11 protein-coding genes are annotated in these 17,094 nt (G+C 53.6%); 1 reads left to right on the forward strand and 10 read right to left on the reverse strand.

Features of this window, described 5'->3' with window-relative positions:
- Positions 1 to 25: 25 nt before the first annotated feature.
- A complete protein-coding gene (locus ICT70_RS11125; protein ID WP_224746991.1) occupies positions 26 to 2,632 on the forward strand; it encodes a PEP/pyruvate-binding domain-containing protein in 2,607 nt (868 codons plus the stop codon).
- 113 nt (positions 2,633 to 2,745) lie between these two features.
- Here the strand turns inward: ICT70_RS11125 and gdhA are convergent, their stop codons facing one another.
- From gdhA to ICT70_RS11170, 10 genes are all read right to left on the reverse strand, one after another.
- Positions 2,746 to 4,095 (reverse strand): NADP-specific glutamate dehydrogenase, encoded by a 1,350-nt coding sequence (gene gdhA / locus ICT70_RS11130; protein ID WP_191156603.1) that lies wholly within the window; start codon positions 4,093 to 4,095, stop codon positions 2,746 to 2,748.
- A gap of 368 nt (positions 4,096 to 4,463) precedes the next feature.
- Positions 4,464 to 5,891 carry a sigma-54-dependent transcriptional regulator gene (locus tag ICT70_RS11135; RefSeq protein WP_191156605.1) on the reverse strand — a complete coding sequence of 476 codons (1,428 nt, stop codon included), beginning with the start codon at positions 5,889 to 5,891 and terminating at the stop codon, positions 4,464 to 4,466.
- Positions 5,881 to 7,458, reverse strand: coding sequence for a hybrid sensor histidine kinase/response regulator (locus ICT70_RS11140; protein ID WP_191156607.1), 1,578 nt, complete (start codon positions 7,456 to 7,458; stop codon positions 5,881 to 5,883). Before ICT70_RS11140 ends, ICT70_RS11135 begins: the two co-directional genes overlap by 11 nt.
- Before the next feature lie 218 nt (positions 7,459 to 7,676).
- A complete protein-coding gene (gene nosR, locus ICT70_RS11145; protein ID WP_191156609.1) occupies positions 7,677 to 8,996 on the reverse strand; it encodes a response regulator c-di-GMP phosphodiesterase, NosR family in 1,320 nt (439 codons plus the stop codon).
- A gap of 11 nt (positions 8,997 to 9,007) precedes the next feature.
- Positions 9,008 to 9,886, reverse strand: a complete 879-nt coding sequence (locus tag ICT70_RS11150; RefSeq protein WP_191156611.1) for a response regulator — start codon at positions 9,884 to 9,886, stop codon at positions 9,008 to 9,010.
- Between the two features lie 14 nt (positions 9,887 to 9,900).
- Positions 9,901 to 10,740, reverse strand: a complete 840-nt coding sequence (locus ICT70_RS11155; RefSeq protein ID WP_191156613.1) for an HDOD domain-containing protein — start codon at positions 10,738 to 10,740, stop codon at positions 9,901 to 9,903.
- Between the two features lie 38 nt (positions 10,741 to 10,778).
- The gene (locus ICT70_RS11160) at positions 10,779 to 12,857 is read right to left on the reverse strand and encodes an ATP-binding protein (RefSeq protein ID WP_191156615.1); all 2,079 of its coding nucleotides are present in this window, start codon (positions 12,855 to 12,857) and stop codon (positions 10,779 to 10,781) included.
- A gap of 132 nt (positions 12,858 to 12,989) precedes the next feature.
- Positions 12,990 to 13,112 (reverse strand): hypothetical protein, encoded by a 123-nt coding sequence (locus ICT70_RS15115; protein ID WP_272977239.1) that lies wholly within the window; start codon positions 13,110 to 13,112, stop codon positions 12,990 to 12,992.
- An 18-nt stretch (positions 13,113 to 13,130) separates the two neighbouring features.
- Complete coding sequence (locus ICT70_RS11165) at positions 13,131 to 15,242, reverse strand: EAL domain-containing protein (protein WP_191156617.1); 2,112 nt, start codon at positions 15,240 to 15,242, stop codon at positions 13,131 to 13,133.
- A complete protein-coding gene (locus ICT70_RS11170; RefSeq protein WP_191156619.1) occupies positions 15,242 to 16,750 on the reverse strand; it encodes a sensor histidine kinase in 1,509 nt (502 codons plus the stop codon). The genes ICT70_RS11165 and ICT70_RS11170 overlap by 1 nt, the downstream gene beginning before the upstream one ends.
- Positions 16,751 to 17,094 lie beyond the last annotated feature (344 nt).

The following is a 17,094-nucleotide window of genomic DNA, read 5'->3' on the forward strand; positions in this document are numbered from 1 at the left end:
TCTGATTACCACAAGAGGAGCCGCAATGATGAGTAAGTCTCAGCGGGTATCGACGGGTTATGCCGAACTGGATGCTATTCTCGATGGTTTGCGCATCGGCGACAATGTTGTGCTTAAGGTCGAGTCGATTGAGGATTACCGCTATTTTGTTCAACCTTTTGTTGAGCAGGCCCTGCGCGATGGCCGTACCATCAACTATATGCGTTTTGGTGATCATCTGCCGTTGCTGGCCGAAGCGCCCCAGATCAAAATTCATCAGATCGATCCGAAAGAGGGTTTCGAACCCTTTGCCGGCCAGGTTTATCAGATCGTTACTGACCAGGGGGAGGGGGCTTTCTATGTTTTCGATTGCCTCTCCGAACTGCTCTCGGCCTGGGCCACCGATCATATGATCGGCAATTTTTTCCGTATCACCTGCCCCTATCTGTTTGATCTTGATACCGTTGCCTATTTTGCCCTGATCCGCAGCCGGCATGCCTTCCGCACGGTTGAGCAGATCCGCAATACCACCCAGGTGTTGATCGATGTTTTCAGCCACGAAGATCACTTTCACCTTCAGCCTCTCAAGGTCTGGCAGCGGCGCTCACCGACCATGTTTCTGCCCCACCACAAGATTGGCGAACGCTTTATCCCCTTGACCAACAGCTTTGAATCGACCCGGCTCTACAAGTCATTGGCGGAGCGCACCGCCAACGGCGGACGGCGCCAGATTGATCACTGGCACCGGTTATTTATGGATGCGGAAGACCTCTGTCGTGAGAATGGTTCCGGTTATGATCGTGACAGCATGGTGCGCCATCTTTGCCGCCACGTTCTTGCCCGTGAGGAGCGGATGCTGGTGTTGGCGCGCGAATATTTCAGTCTGCCCGATCTGCTCGATATCAAGTCACGCATCATCGGCACCGGCTTTATCGGCGGCAAGGCCGTCGGCATGCTCCTGGCTCATCATATCCTCCGCCGCGATCCAAGCTTTGACTGGAATCATCATCTGGAAAAACACGATTCCTACTATGTCGGTTCCAACGTTTATTATTCCTACATCGTACACAATAATCTCTGGCCCCTGTTTATGCAGCAGAAAGCCGAAGCCGGTTATTTCAGCGTTGCTGCCGAACTGCGCGAGAAGATGCTCGCGGGCAGTTTCCCGGACGAAATCCGCGAGGAATTTCAGCAGATGCTCGAATATTACGGCCAGTATCCGATCATTGTGCGTTCCAGTTCATTGCTCGAAGACGGTTTCGGCAATGCCTTTGCGGGTAAATATGACAGCTTTTTCTGCGTCAACCAGGGCAGCCCGGAAGAGCGTCTGGAGGCGCTGGAAAATGCTATCCGCAAGGTCTTTGCCAGTGCCATGAGTGAAGACGCCTTGACCTACCGTTTGCAGCGGGGCCTTGATAAAAAAGACGAGCAGATGGCACTGTTGATCCAGCGCGTTTCCGGATCCTATCGCAAACACTACTACCTGCCGGAATTGGCGGGTGTTGGCGTGTCGTACAATACCTTTGTCTGGGATAAAGAGATGGACCCCCAGGCCGGTATGTTGCGTCTGGTGGTGGGGATGGGAACCCGGGCCGTTGACCGCTCCGAGGTTGATTACCCGCGCGTGGTCGCCCTTGACGCGCCGACCCGACGGCAGCATAAAGGCTTTGAGGATGTGCGCAAGTTCTCTCAGCATGACATCGACCTGCTCAACATCAACGACAACAGTTTGCAGACCCTGTCCCTGTATAATCTTGCGCAAGAGGATCTTGGTCTCCCCTGGGACATTTATGCCGTCCGCGACGAAGACACCATCCGGTTGCTGCAGGAACGTGGCCGCAAGGTTGCCAACGTCTGGATGCTGACCTTTGACGATTTCCTTGAGCAGAGCGATTTTGCCCCGTTGATGCAGCGTCTGCTCAAGACCATCGAAAAGGCGTACGGTTATCCGGTGGATGTGGAGTTTACCGCCAACTTCACCGCCGATCGCACGGTCAAGATCGATGTGGTGCAGTGTCGTCCCCTACAGACCCGCGGGGCGGAATCGACCCTCGAAATTCCTCAGGACATTGCGGATGATAAGTTGCTGTTCCGCTCTACCGGCAATTTTATGGGGGGGAATGTCTCCCACGCGCTGGACTGGATTATCTGGATTGAGCCGGCGGAATATCTGCGCCTGCCCCCGTCGGAAAAATACGAGGTGGCGCGCCTGATCGGGCGCCTCAACCGACGTATTGCGGGGCGCGAAGAGGAGGGACGTACCATGCTCATCGGTCCCGGGCGCTGGGGGACGACGACCCCATCCCTGGGTGTGCCGGTGTCCTTTTCGGAGATCAGTAACCTCACTGCCCTGGTCGAGGTGGCCTTTCCGTCCGGTGGTCTGATGCCGGAATTATCCTTCGGTTCTCACTTTTTTCAGGATCTGGTTGAAGCCGACATCTTCTACCTGGCCCTCTTCCCTGAGCACAAAGGCTGCACCTTCAATCGCGCCTGGTTGCAGGATCGTCCCAACGCGCTGGACGGTCTGATTCCCTCCAGCGGTCACTACAAGTCGGTGGTCAAGGTCTGCCGTGTGCCGGATACCGGCATACGCCTGATGGCCGACGTGGTGGCGCAGGAACTGGTGTGTTTTGAGGGGCCGCAGGAGGGGTAGTGGGGAGTGGGGAGTGGGGAGTGGGGAGTGGGGAGTGGGGAGTGGGGAGTGGGGAGATACGCAAAAAGCCCGGCCATAGAGCCGGGCTTTTTGCGTATTCTGTATTCTAAATTCTAAACCAGTCCCATGGCCAGCATGGCGCGGGCGACCTTGGTGAAGCCGGCAATGTTGGCACCGATCACATAGTTGCCTGGAGCACCATACTCCTCGGCGGTTTCAAAACAATCGTTGTGAATGTTCTGCATGATGTCCTGTAGCCGATCCTCGGTGTGCTCGAAGGTCCAGGAGTCACGACAGGCATTCTGCTGCATTTCCAGCGCGCTGGTGGCAACACCGCCGGCATTGGCGGCCTTGCCGGGGCCGTAAGCGGTGCCGGCATCCTTGAAAACCTTGATGCCTTCCGGTGTGGTCGGCATGTTGGCCCCCTCGCCTACGGCGATACAGCCATTTTTTACCAGGGTCTTGGCATCCTTGCCGTTAAGCTCGTTTTCGGTGGCGCAGGGCAAGGCAACCTGGCAAGGGATATCCCAGATGCTCCCTTTCTCAATGTGGCGTGCGTGCTTGTGGTAGTTGGTGTAGTCCTTGATGCGGCGGCGTTCGATTTCCTTGAGCTGCTGAACCAATTCGAGGTCGATTCCATTTTCATCAACTATGTAGCCGTTGGAATCGGAGCAGGCAATCACCTTGCCGCCCAGTTGATGGACTTTTTCGATGGCATAGATAGCGACGTTGCCGCTGCCGGAGACGACACAGGTTTTGCCGTCGAAGCTGTCCTTGCGCACCTTAAGCATTTCATCAACAAAGAAAACCACACCGTAGCCGGTGGCTTCGGTGCGGACCAGGGAACCACCCCAGTTGAGCCCTTTGCCGGTCAGCACACCGGCTTCCCAGCGGTTGTTGAGGCGCTTGTACTGGCCGAACATATAACCGACTTCACGGCCACCGACACCGATATCACCAGCAGGAATATCAGTGTGCTCACCAATGTGACGCTGCAGCTCAGTCATAAAGCTCTGGCAAAAACGCATGATCTCGCCGTCGGTTTTACCCTTGGGGTCAAAGTCGGAACCACCTTTGCCGCCGCCAATCGGCATGCCGGTCAGGGCGTTTTTGAAAATCTGCTCAAAACCGAGGAACTTGATGATTCCCAGATAGACGGAAGGGTGAAAGCGCAGGCCGCCCTTGTAGGGGCCTAAGGCGCTGTTGAACTGAACGCGGAAGCCGCGGTTGATCTGGACACGACCGTGGGTGTCCATCCAGGGTACGCGGAAGATAATCTGCCGCTCCGGTTCGCAGATCCGCTCGATAATCTTGTGGTGGGCAAAGGCGGGATTTTTGACCAGTACCGGCCCTAACGACTCAAGAACTTCGCGCACGGCCTGGTGGAATTCCACTTCGCCGGGGTTACGAGACAATACTTCTTGATAGATAGGTTCAATTTTTTCGTCGAGTTGTACCATCATTATCTGTACCTCCTTGTATGCAATGATGACAGTAGCGACAGGTTAGCATCATTGGTGCTGCCGCCTGAGAAACAATGGTGGTTAAAAAATAGCCCTTGAGGTTAAGCAAAAAATATGCCTAATAGTCAAGCGGGGCGATAGATTCGTTTGTGCCGGTGGCCGTGCAGCGAGGCGACAGGGCTGTCTGTGGCGGTTTTGCGGTCAGGGGCGCGTGGTTGTGGCAGCTGTTGCCAGTGATTGAGGTGGGCTGAAATTCGATATGTTGGTGAGCTATCCCGGCTAATAGAGTTGATTCTAGCTCAATATGTGTCTATCTTTGCTCTTTACTTGCCTGATCCTACCGCAGATCGGCGAAAGAAATGATGTCACTATTCAGTTGTTTTTAGCCGTTTGTTAAGCGCCTGGGGGGTGATGCCGAGGGCCTTTGCTGCCTTTGACTGGTTGCCGGCTGTTCGCTGCAACGCTTCATTGACAAGCGCCTGGGTGGCTTGTTTGATGGTCGGCAGTTCGGGCCCGAAGCGGATGGTTGCAGTCCCTCGCGCCATTGTGGCGTCGAGATCACAACTGGCCGGGGTCACGTCCTGTGCCGGCAAGATGACCTCCTCAAAGCGTGCACAAGAGAGTTCCCCGTCCTGGTGCCGCCCCACAGCATCGAACACCATGGCGCGTAGCTCGCGGACATTGCCGGGGAAATCATAGCTAGTCAGGAGGTCAAGCAGGGGTTGCTGGATCAGCGGCGGGGCGCAGGAAAAACTTTCTGCAGCTTCTGCTACCAGGGCGGTCATCAGCACAGGCAGATCCTCTTTGCGCTCACGCAGCGGCGGGATGTCGATCAGGTGGGCGCAGAGGCGGTAGTAGAGATCTTTGCGGAAGGCTCCCTGGTCTACCTTGTCTTTGAGCTTCTGATTGGTCGCAAATAGTATTCGCGCCCGGACCCGGCGGGGTTTATCGCTGCCAAGGGGGTAATATTCTCCTTCCTGCAACAAGCGCAGCAGTTTGACCTGGGATGCCGGTGCCAGATCGCCGATTTCATCAAGAAAGAGGATGCCGTCCGCAGCCTCTTCAATCATCCCTTTGCGAGCTTGGTCAGCACTGGTAAAGGCCCCCTTGACATGACCGAAAAGGGTATCGCTGAAGACCATATCATCCAGCCCGGCAACGTTGACGGCGATCCAGGGTTTCTCCGGGCAGCGCAGTTGATGAAGGGAACGAGCAACCAATTCCTTACCGGTGCCGCTTTCTCCGGTAATCAGTACCGGTTCATAGCCGCGGGCAATAGCGCGTAGATAAGAGAAGATCCTGTGCATTTTTCCGCTGCAGGTGTGAAAGCGGGCAAAGGCCGGATGTTCGACCTCTTCCCGCTGCAGCAGTCGTTCAGCAAGTTCGCGGTTCTGGCGCTGTAGTTCAATTTGTTTCAGGGTGCGCATAATCCCGGAGACCACGCGCTCGCGCTCGTCGGTTTTGATGTAAAAATCTTCAGCTCCGGCCTTTACACAGCGGATGGCGGTTTCAATCTGATTCATGCCGCTGATGATAATCACCGCAATGTCCGGATAACTTTCCCTGATCTGGGTCAGAAGTTGTTCTCCATTGACGTATGGCATGTTGAGGTCGATCAGCGCCAGACAACAGGATTGCTGTTGTAGTAGCCTCATCGCCTCACGACTGTCACTGCAGCGGATGACATTATTGATGCCCGCCGACACTTTAAGGGAAAGGGCCATGCTGTGTAGCCAGGCCGGCTCATCGTCAACCATTAAAAGGGGCAATTCGGGATACAGTTGCTTATTCGTCATGGGTCGCATCCTGTGCTGCCGGGAGCACCAGGGTCGCTATTGTTCCCTCTCCCGGTGAAGAAGAAAAGCGCAAGGAACCCCGATGTTCCTTGACAATCCGGGCAGAAACCGACAGTCCCAGACCGGTTCCCCCTTCCTGTCTTTTGGTGGTGACAAAGGGCTCGACAATATGCTCAAGAATATCGGCGGGAATGCCTCTGCCCTCATCGGTTACCGTAAGAAAAAGATGCTCACGTTTTTCACAGCAGGAGGTCGCCAGGGTGATTTTTTGTGAGCGGTCGGTCAACGCCTGACAGGCGTTGATGAGCAGATTGATGACCACTTGCTCAAGGCGTCCCTGAACCCCGCTTAGCACCGGTAGATCCTTGCCCAGATCAACAATAAAGTGATCAGTGGAGCGGCCGGCGACGTTGCTGACCAGGCGCGCTGAAGATTGGGCGATCTGGTTCAGATCAATAAATGAATCCTCATTGAGCGGGTCGCGCCGGGCAAAGTCGCGCAGATCGTTGACGATCTGTTTGATGCGTCGGGCTGAGTCCTTGATCGAGGTGAGCATTTGCGGCATCTCGTCGATCAGATCACTGCAGCTAAGGCCGCCAAACAGATGTTCTGACTCAGTCGTCATCGACTCCCGCAGGTAGGGTAGAAGATCGTTCAAAAAGCCGCCAAGCATCTCACTGTTGTACAGAATCAGGGCATTGGGATTATTGATCTCGTGGGCAATGCCGGCCGACAGCTCCCCCAATACCGCCAGCCGTGACGCTCGGGCAGCCTCATCCTGCAGACGCTTCTGTTCGCTGACATTGCGCTTCATGATAATAATCTTGGAGATCTCACCCGCTTCACCAAGGAGCGGAAAGGCGCGACTGTCCCATATCTCGCCATTGTCGAGGGTTTCCATGCTGCTCTGGCTGAGTCCGGTGGTGATGGTCCGGGCAGCAGCGCAGGCGTCGCACTGCTGATTTTTCTTTTTCATCAGGGAGTAGCAGTGTTGGCCAATCATCTCTTCCGGTTTGATCCCCACAATGTCGGCTGCTGACTGGTTGCTCCAGAGAATGTTCATGTCGGGATCAACCAGCATCAGACTGTCGGAGACCGCATTGAGGAGGCCGTTGAATTCCTGAAACAGGTGACGATATTTCTCTTCACTGGCGCGCAGAGCCTTAACGGCCCGGCGATGATCATTGCGGGCCTGGCGTTCCCGCAGGGCGCGTTTGATAATGCGCCCCATGTCGGCGAAGATTTCAGGTGATTTGATAATATAATCGAGAGCCCCGGATTTCAGCGCCTCAACTGCCAGCGTCTCACTGCCGCCGGCAGTCATGACCAGAATCGGGTAGGGGGTTTCACTGCCCAGTTCCTTGAGCAAGTCCAGGGCGCTGCCGTCCGGCAGATTCAGGTCAAGCAGCAGAATAGCCGGTGGGTGCCGGTCCAGTTCGTGGCGACAGGAACGCAGATCGGTAGCGACACGGAAATGAAAAGGCTGCGAATCGTTGCACAGGGAACGTCGGATGAACGAGACATGGGCCTGTTCGTCTTCGGCAATCAGGATATCAATCGGGGTCATAGCAGCATCGAGGGATCAGGGTTAATTCCGAACGCGCAGTTGTCCACGAAAGACACGGAATGAATGAAAAAGAGATAGAACGTCATGGAGTAACCTGTTCAGTAAATGATTGTTCTTCGGTAACGGGCTAACTTTCCTTGTTTTTTACCGTTCTGCCTGGACCCGAGAGCGGTTTTTAGGTTAATCGCATCAGTATGTTGATGTGGCTGGAGGCTATGCTATTTTTCTCTTGGCTCTACCAGTACCGGAATATCCATATCAAAAGGGTCAATCTGATAGCGCCTTTTGACCAGGGCGATGGCGGTTTCATCAAAAATCGTTCCTTTATTCAGCAGCATGACGCCGGTGCCGCTGTATAAATCACGAAGCAGCTGCATTCCCGCTTTCAAATCCCTGGGCTTTACCTGAAGTTTGGCCACTTCAGCGGATATATCGAGATGATTGAACACGATTGGCGCCGCCGTCTCAAGGATAATCCGTAAATCGGTGTCGAGTTTTTTACCCCACAAGGGACTGATCTCCCGCAAGGCCGATTCCAGGGCTGTTCTTTCCGGATAATGCACAAGCGCCCGCTCAAAGGTATCGGCCACACAGATGATGCGCGAACCGAAGGGGATTCTGCGACCACGCAGTTCATCGGGAAAGCCGCTGCCGTCAACGTGTTCATGATGATGGCGAATGATGACGCCAACATCGCGCAAAGCCGGTACCATGTCAATCGCCGCCTGGCCGCGAATGGGGTGCAGGCGATATTCGCCCAGATCCTTTTCGGTCATCTGTAGCGGCGGTACTCCGAGCAGGTGTTCGGGTAATCCGATTTTTCCAATATCATGCAACAGGGCCGCTGAGCGAACTTTTTCTGTTTCGCTATCATCGAGTTGCAGCTCGGCGGCCATAGCGGTGGCTAGTTTGGTCACATTGTGGCTGTGGCCAGACGTGCGCCGATCGCGGATTTCGATCAAGTTGGACAGGGCTTCGATGGTTTCCCGGAAGCTGCTGCGCAACTGTTGATGTGATTCCGCCAGGGCATCGCCCTTGGCTCTGATGTGCGCTGTCTGATCCAGTACCCGTTGTTTCAGGCGGCTGTTCCATTGCTGCAACGCGAGGTTCTGTTTGGCGACCAGTTTGTTCAGCCGCTCATTTTCAGCAATCAACTGAAAACTGCGGACCGCCTCGGCGACAACCTCCAGCAGATCCTGATCGTTCCAGGGTTTGGTCAGATAACGAAAAACCGCCCCCTTGTTGATGGCATTGATGGAGGCTTCAATATCCGCGTAGCCGGTCAACAGAATGCGCACGGCATCAGGGGTCAGCTTCCGCGCCTGCGCCAAAAACTCAACCCCGGTCATCTGCGGCATCCGTTGGTCGGAAATAACGACCCCGATATCAAGATTATTTTCGAGTATCTGCAGCCCATCAGCGCCCGATGCCGCCGTCAGAATATCATACTGGTCAACCTGCATGAACAATCGTCTGAGAGCTTTGGTGATGTTGGGCTCATCGTCAACCAGCAGAATCTTTATTTGTGGGGCGGTCATGGGGACATCCTTTATGGTATCTCGGAAAAACACTCATCGGATGCTGCGGTTGCAATCGGTGGAACCAACACCAGGACAATGCCTTCGGAGATCTTGTCAAGGCGGCAGACCCGACAGCAGTAGGGTTTTCCAGCGACCTTTATTACCCCTGTCCGGGGTTTTTCCGACGTGATCAGTTGGTCGATCAGGGTATTGATGTCTGCTGGAAAAACCCCCTCTCGGTGAAGGCCCAGAGGCGTGGTGTCAACGCTTGAAAACAGCTTACATCCGATGTCATTACCTTGAACGATAAAGTTTTCCGTATCAATGCCGAAAACCGGGAAGGGAAGTTTATCCAGAATGGCCTGGGACAGCTGCAGCACCCGGTTGCGGAGTTCAATTTGCTGGGTTCGCTGAGCAACCAGCTCTTCAAGGTGATGGTTGAAGGTGTGTAATTCTATGTTTTTTTTCTCAAGCTCTTGGTTTTTCTCCTTCAGTTTAATATTCAGTGAGGTGTTCTCCTGGCGGATCCTCTGATATTCAAGGGCAGCGGAAATGTTGATCAGCAGGTCATCGTCATCCCAGGGTTTGGGCATAAACTTATAGATATGCCCCTGATTGACAGCTTCTACTACAACTGCCGTATCAGCGTAGCCGGACAGGACAATGCGTATTGTGCTAGGCCAGCGCTCATTGACCTGACGCAAAAACTCAACGCCGTTCATGCCCGGCATCCGGTAATCGGAGATGACCAGTTGGATACCATTTACCGATTCCAGTGTTGTTAACCCTTCAGCTCCGGATTCTGCCAGATAAATAGAGAAGTTCTCATGCTCCATAAAGGTTCGGCGCAGGGCTTTGAGAACATTTTTCTCATCATCGACGCAGAGAATTTTTACCTGATTGGGCATCGGTTCTCCTTTTCTCAGGCCAGAAACTGGTGCCGGTTTTTTTGAAAGATGATGCGAAATTCCTCAATTAACGGACTCAACCCCTCTGCGTCCAGTTGCAGCAATTCAGCGCCGGGTAATGAGGAAAAGTCGACCTGCCAGGGTGTTCCGAACAGGCCAAAGTAGCCGGGCAGATAACCGGCAATATTGACAACGGCGGTTATGCTGATCAGGGTAGCATCAACCGCCCGATCGGGCTGGGGTGTTGCGTGGTGGCGGGCAACATAGCAGAGCTGTTCTGATAAATTCCAATGTTCAAGAACTGTTGCCCCAATGTCACTGTGGGTGGCACCGAATTCGGTCTGTTCGTAGTCAGAGTGGTCACTACCCTGGCGCAATGCCTGGATAATAAAATCGGTATTGCGTTCGGGTTGGTTATTCATGACGATCAGTCCGATATGACGAAACAGACCGGCAACAAAAACATCTTCCGGATTTCCTACCGCCAGAGCCTGCGCCAGATATCGCGCTGCCAGCGCACAGACCATGGAATCTTCCCAGAGCATTTTTTCCTTGGGTCCAAACTCCCGGTTGAGACCACGCAGGCTGGCCGCCAGCACCAGATTTTTCAACGTACGTTCCCCCAATACAACAATCGCCATCGACAGGTTGGTGACCTGCCTTGACATGCTGTAGAAGGAGGAATTGGCAATACGCAATACCCGCGCAGCCACCGCCGGATCTGAAGCAATGATATCGGCAAGACGCTCAGCCGAAGATTGTGGTGAATTCAATTGGGTCATGATTTCGGCAGCGACCCGCGGCATGGGTGGGATGCTGTCCAGATCAAAAGGTGTACTGTTCTTCTCGACCATTAGGTCCTCATTTCTGGTGGCTAGAGGCTGCTATCCCGTTAGGTTGATTCCACCCTTTGCGCCGGTAGCTTGATGGTAAAACGGGTGCCTTCACCTTCCCGGCTGGTGACATGGATCTCGCCCTGATGTTTTTTGATAATATCGTAGGTGATGCTCAACCCCAGACCGGTACCTTTGCCGACTTCCTTGGTGGTGAAAAAGGGATCAAAAATCCGTTTGCAGTTCTCTTCAGAAATACCGCAGCCGCTGTCGGTGATCCGGATCAAAACATGATCACCCTCTTGCCAGGTTGCCACATCGATGGTGCCCTGGTCATCAATCGCCTGGGCGGCATTGACCAGCATGTTGACAAATACCTGGTTCAATTGACCGGGATAGCAGAGGATTGCCGGTAACTCAGCAAAATCACGGGTTAGGGTGGCCTTGTATTTGATTTCGTTCCAGGCAATGTTGATGGCGCTTTCCAGGCACTCCTCAACATGGGCCATCTTGTGCTCTGCCTCATCGACGCGAGAGAAGCCTTTTAAATCGCGGACAATTTTCCCGACCCGTTCAACCCCGTCGCGCGACTCGGCGAGCAGGTCATTGATATCTTCGAGGACCAGATCGATTTTAAGCTGTTTGCGCCGCAGGGCAACCTGTTCCCGTTGTTCAGGATCCAGATTGTCCATAAAATCACTACTCAAAAAGGTGATGAACTCATTGAGCTTGGCAACATATTTTTCCAGACTGCCCAGATTGCTGGTCACAAAGCCAATGGGGTTGTTGATTTCGTGGGCGACCCCGGCGGCCAGTTGACCGATGGAGGCCATTTTCTCTGATTGCAGTTGCTGAACATGGGCCTGTTTTAACTCACGATTGGCTTGCTCCAGCTTGGCTGTCATCTGTTTGATCTCGGTGCGATCATTTAAGGTAATAACCTGACCGGCGGTACCTTTTGACTCCAATTCTGTGACGGGGTACATGCTGAGCAGAAACCAGCGCCGGGTCGGCTGATGAAAAAACTCCTGGGAACGGACCTGTGCCAAGTCTTCCGCTCCCTGGGGGATCGCCAGCAGCTCATGCCAGGGATGACCATGAATGTCAGTAAAAGGGGCGTTGACCAGCTCATCAAGGGCCCGATTGGAACGCATGACCATGCCTTTTTTGTCGACTAGAATGATGATATCACTCATGCAGTCAAGGGTCGCTTCCCATTCCTGTTTGGCCTGTTCCACCTGTTTGAACAAGTGATCGAGTTTTTCATGCTGCCGGGTGAGGGCTTCCCTGCTGGCGACCAGGTCATCTTCCATCTTTTTACGTGCGGTAATGTCCTGCAGTGTTTCAATTGCCGCAATCACGGTGCCGTCGGTATCGCGTACCAGGGCGGCGTTAAAGGTCAGATAAACGGGTTCTCCAGCACGTCCGGTTCGCCATCCTTCGGCCTGTAAACTTTCCTCCAGTGACTCGGAGCGGGAGTGGTGTGGATACCATTCTGTGAGGAGCTCCGGCGGGCTTCCTTCAAGGACCACATCAATCAGGCAAGGACGTTTCTGAGCGTAAAAGGCGCTCCAGTGGCGGTCGGTGCCGACGACATCTGCCGCTTTGACCCCGGTCAGTTCTGTGCAGGCCTTGTTCCAGATCAGGACCCGATGCTGCGGGTCAACAACAAAAATCGGGGTCGCAGTGTTCTGCAGCAGTGCCTCCACCAGAGATTTCTGCGCGCGAACTTTTTCATTGGCTTGCTCAATGTCCCGTTGCAGTTGCCATTCGCGCACTGCCCGTTCAACAGTGCGCGGCATGGCGGCAAAGGTTTCCGGCGATTTGGTCAGATAGTCCTGAGCCCCAGACTTGAGAACCTCAACCGCCTGTTCTTCGCTGCCGCGCGAGGTCATGGTGATAATCGGAACCTTACCGTCAATTTTGGACAAGAGCTCAATCGCACCACCATCGGGCAGATGCAGATCAACCAGAATGATATCGGGGGGGGATGAGGCGATTGCTTCAAGGCAATTTTCCATATTTGCTGCCAGCTGAATATCCATGTTGCCGGCCCGTTCAAGATGAAGACAGATCATCTCCACGTGAGCCGGTTCATCTTCAACGATCAGGATCCGGATGCTGGGTTTCTCGCTCATGGTGTGTTTTCCTCTGTTATTTCAGTTTTTCTCAATGCCCCCCCCCCGGTAGGGTAAAGCGAAAACAGCTCATTTTGCCGGGTCCTGCCGATTCCACCCGGATGCGCCTTTGGTAGCGTTCACCAATCTTTTTCACCAAAGCCCGTCCCAGACCACAGCCGTCACTGTCCGGATGAAGCCGACCACATCCTCAGCTGCAAGGGAAGCCGTGAACACCATCAGCAAGACAATCATCTCACCAAAAGCAGTTTTCATGCACTTTTCTGCCCGGCATCAACGATTAATGCGGATACTCCCCAGGTTAACACCGGTGCGCAAAAGCTCGGCGTACTGCTCTGCCGGCAAGGGTTTACTGAACAGGAAACCCTGCACTATGTCGCAGTTAGAATGGATCAGAGAATTGAGTTGTTCCTGTGATTCAACCCCTTCTGCCACTGTTTCGAGATGGAGGTTGTGCGCGATACTGATGATACCGTTCATCAAGGCTGCTGCTGCCGCGTCCGTGGTGATATCGGCGACAAAACCACGGTCAATTTTAAGCTGGTCGAAGGGAAAGCTGCGCAGATAAAGCATACTTGAATACCCGGTACCGAAATCATCGAGACTCAAATGAACACCCAGTTTTTTAAGTTCCTTAAGCGCTATTTGAGCCATCTCAGGATCATCCATCACCAGACTTTCGGTCAGTTCCAGTTCCAGCAGATCAGCGGGCATGCCGCTGTTGTCAAGGGCGCCCTGAACGATGGTTGTCAGGTCGTTTTGCTCAAACTGACGCGCCGAGAGATTGACCGAGATGCGTATTGGCTCCAGCCCCTCAGCCTGCCAGGCCATATTCTGCCGACAGGCTTCTTCCAACACCCAGGTGCCGATGGGTACGATCAGGCCGGTTTCTTCCGCCAGGGGAATAAATTGCCCGGGGGGAATGATGCCGCGGCTGGTGTGCCAGCGGATCAAAGCCTCACAGCCACAGATCCGACCGGTTTTAAGGTCGATCTGGGGTTGATAGTGGAGGATAAATTCGTTGTTGAGGATGGCCTGGCGCAGGGCGTTTTCCAGTTCCATCAGCTCCAGCAGATGGGCGTTCATGCTGTCGGTAAAAAAAGTATATTCACCTCGACGGCGCTTCGACTGGTACATGGCCACATCGGCATTGCGGATCAGGGTGTCACTGTTGTCGCCATCCTGCGGAAACAGACTCAAGCCGAGGCTGGCGGTCAGGGTGAATGAACGCCCGGCCAGTTCGTAGGGCTGACTTAAGGCCCGCAATATCTTGGCGGCGACCTGAGCCGCTGTTTCAGGGCTGCGGATGTCTTCGAGCAGCACAACAAACTCATCGCCGCCAAAGCGGGCCACCGTGTCGACCTGGCGAACCGCATCACGCAGCCTCTTGCCCACCAGCTTTAACAGTTTGTCCCCTTGGGCATGACCGACGTTGTCGTTAATGATTTTGAACCGATCAAGGTCAAGCATAATGACCGCTACCTGGGTTTTTGACCGTCTGGCGTGGCCGATGGCCTGATCCAGCCGATCCTTCAGCAGGGCGCGGTTGCTCAAGCCCGTCAGTTCGTCGTGGGTGGCGCGGTATTCGAGCTCCTTCTCGTAATTTTTCTGGGTGGTAATGTCTTCTTTTACCGCGATGTAGTGGGTTATTTCCCCACCCTTATCCCGCATGGGTGAAATGTGCGCCCGTTCCCAGAACAGATGGCCTTTTTTGTGCTTGTTGATAAAATCGCCTTGCCATTCTTCCCCGGCCAACAGGTGTGCCCACAATTGCCGGTAAAGTTCACGATCGACCAGTCCCGATTGCAGCATGCGCGGGTTTTCCCCCAGGGCCTCTGATAGGCTGTAGCCGGTGATGTCGGTAAATTTCGGGTTCACATACTCGATAGCGCCATCAAGGTCAGTGATGATAACGGCTGCCGGACTTTGTTCGACGGCCTGACTGAGTTTGCGCAATCGGCTTTCGCTTTTTCGTAACGCCTCAATCGCATCTTCCCGTTCCTGTTTGAGCCGCCACTCCCGTAATGATTGTTCAACGATCCGGGGCATCTGCCTGAAGGTGTCGGCGGACTTGACCAGATAGTCCTGGGCTCCGGCTTTCAGTGTTTCAACCGCCTTTTCTTCGCTGCCCTGGGAGGTCATGACCAGGACTGGAAATGACATTTCAGTGGTGGACAACAGCTCAATAGCATCGCCGTCAGGCAGATTGAGATCAATAAGGAGGATGTCGGGTGGGGATAAACGAATAGCCCGGTGACACTCTTCCAGAGTGATCACGGTGTTTATAGTGAAGCGCCCTGATTCGTCGAGATGAGGGCAAATCATCTCGGCATGTGCCGGATCATCCTCGACAATCAATACGGAAATTTTTTTATCTGTATTCACTACTGCGGATCCCTTGTTTTTATTGCTCCCGGCAAGGTAAAGCGAAAACAACTCCCCTTGCCGAGTCCTGCCGATTCGACCCGGATGGTGCCGCCATAATACTCAACAGCCCGTTGCACCAGCGTTAGCCCCAACCCAGTGCCATCGCTGGTTTTGTCGAATTTATTGAACAAGCCGAAGATTTTACCCTGGTACGCCCTCTCAATGCCCTTGCCATTGTCGCGAACGAAAAATTGAATATTATGATCGATTTGCTCAGCCCCGATATCAATGGCCGGGTGTTGTTGATCTCCCTTGTATTTGGCAGCGTTGCCGATCAGGTGCAGCCAGATCTGTCCCAGCTTGTTCAGGTCACCGCATAATTCCGGGCCCTCTTCGGCAATGGTCAGCCTGATACCCTCTAGCTTGTTTTCCCTGGCTAGTTGATCGACAGCATCCTGTACCAGTACGCGAAATGGGGCGGCCTCTGAGCCACTGTTCACCGTATCATTTTGGGACATCAGCAGCAGACTGTCGAGCAGGTCATTCAGCTGCCGTGCGGCGGTACGGGCATAGCCGAACACTCTGGTCAAGTTGGGGTCCATGGTTGCCGGCAGGGAGCTTTGAATCAGGCCCAGGGAGGATTCGATCGTCACCAGAGGTGTTTTTAACTCATGGGAAACGGCGTAGTTAAACTGCTCAAGAATTCTGTTGCCTCTTTGCAGTTCGATATTGCGATCGGACAGAGCTTTTTCCGCTTTTAGACGATCACTGATATCGTGTGCTAGAACAATTTCAGCCCGGTGTCCATCAAAGGTCATGGTGTGGGAAATAATCTCAACGGCTAACAGTCTGCCGTCTTTGGTGAGGTGCCGCCAAACACCGGCACGGTCGAGACCGCTGGTCCTGTTGATAATATTTTTTTGTAGTCTGCTGACGTCTTCAGGTGGGCGAATATCCTTGATGGTCATGGCTAGAAATTCTTCACGGCTGTAGCCGTAATGAGCTACGGCCGCATCATTTACAGCTAAAAAGGCAAGGTTGTCGCGATCGTATGCCCACATTGGGTGGGGATTGGCTTCAAACAGCAGTCTATATTTAGCTTCCCCGGCCCGTAATTCTTCCAGGGCGAGCTTTTTTTCCCATTTCTGCCGGGCTTTCTCGATGACATTCGGCACGGTTGCTACCAGTCGCGGCAGATTGCTCTTCAGCACATAGTCATCGACCCCCCGCTTGATCGTTTCAATCGCCAGTTCTTCACCCAGCGCGCCGGTGACCAGCACAAAGGGCGTATTAGGCGCTTTATGCTGTGCGAGCTTGAACGCCTGCAACCCGTTGCCATCGGGAAGGTTATAATCGGAGATAATCAGGTCATAAGTGTCGTCTGAAATAGCGGCGCTAAAATCAGAAAGGCAGGTCACTAAACTAACCTCGCACATCAAATGACCTGATTTCAAGGCGCGGTGCACCAGCTCTGCGTCCAGAAGATCGTCCTCCAGATGCAGGAGGGATAGCGTCGTTGGAATCATCAATGCATTTCCTTTGCGTCACACAGGTAGTGCCAATTGGAAAGAGGGACCTTGGTAAAAAAGGTCCCTCCCGGTTTTGTCAGGGGATCATAAAAGTTTTGACAACTCCGAGGGTAATTGGAAGCCTCCTCCTGTGAACCGCTCAATATTTTCAGAGAAGCAGGCTTCCATTGAACAACGTCCAAAGTTTATGTCATTCAGTATGGGACTGCAAGTACCCAAATCCACCACCTGAAAAAGCATAGATGGTCGCGACGTCTTTTTTAAGATATTTTTTCCTGCCTATACCCTGTTTTTACGTTACGTCAGGGTGAAAAATGTCGGATTTAGAAAAAATCGGCCTT

It is taken from the genome of Pelovirga terrestris (assembly GCF_014773365.1).
In the GTDB taxonomy this organism is placed as follows: Bacteria; Desulfobacterota; Desulfuromonadia; order Desulfuromonadales; family Geopsychrobacteraceae; genus Pelovirga; species Pelovirga terrestris.

What these genes read in the sequence shown, in the direction of transcription:
- ICT70_RS11125 (WP_224746991.1), top strand. Translation starts at nt 26, where the DNA reads ATGATGAGTAAGTCTCAGCGGGTATCGACGGGTTATGCCGAACTGGAT.
- gdhA (WP_191156603.1), bottom strand. Translation starts at nt 4,095, where the DNA reads ATGATGGTACAACTCGACGAAAAAATTGAACCTATCTATCAAGAAGTA.
- ICT70_RS11135 (WP_191156605.1), bottom strand. Translation starts at nt 5,891, where the DNA reads ATGACGAATAAGCAACTGTATCCCGAATTGCCCCTTTTAATGGTTGAC.
- ICT70_RS11140 (WP_191156607.1), bottom strand. Translation starts at nt 7,458, where the DNA reads ATGACCCCGATTGATATCCTGATTGCCGAAGACGAACAGGCCCATGTC.
- nosR (WP_191156609.1), bottom strand. Translation starts at nt 8,996, where the DNA reads ATGACCGCCCCACAAATAAAGATTCTGCTGGTTGACGATGAGCCCAAC.
- ICT70_RS11150 (WP_191156611.1), bottom strand. Translation starts at nt 9,886, where the DNA reads ATGCCCAATCAGGTAAAAATTCTCTGCGTCGATGATGAGAAAAATGTT.
- ICT70_RS11155 (WP_191156613.1), bottom strand. Translation starts at nt 10,740, where the DNA reads ATGGTCGAGAAGAACAGTACACCTTTTGATCTGGACAGCATCCCACCC.
- ICT70_RS11160 (WP_191156615.1), bottom strand. Translation starts at nt 12,857, where the DNA reads ATGAGCGAGAAACCCAGCATCCGGATCCTGATCGTTGAAGATGAACCG.
- ICT70_RS15115 (WP_272977239.1), bottom strand. Translation starts at nt 13,112, where the DNA reads ATGAAAACTGCTTTTGGTGAGATGATTGTCTTGCTGATGGTGTTCACG.
- ICT70_RS11170 (WP_191156619.1), bottom strand. Translation starts at nt 16,750, where the DNA reads ATGATTCCAACGACGCTATCCCTCCTGCATCTGGAGGACGATCTTCTG.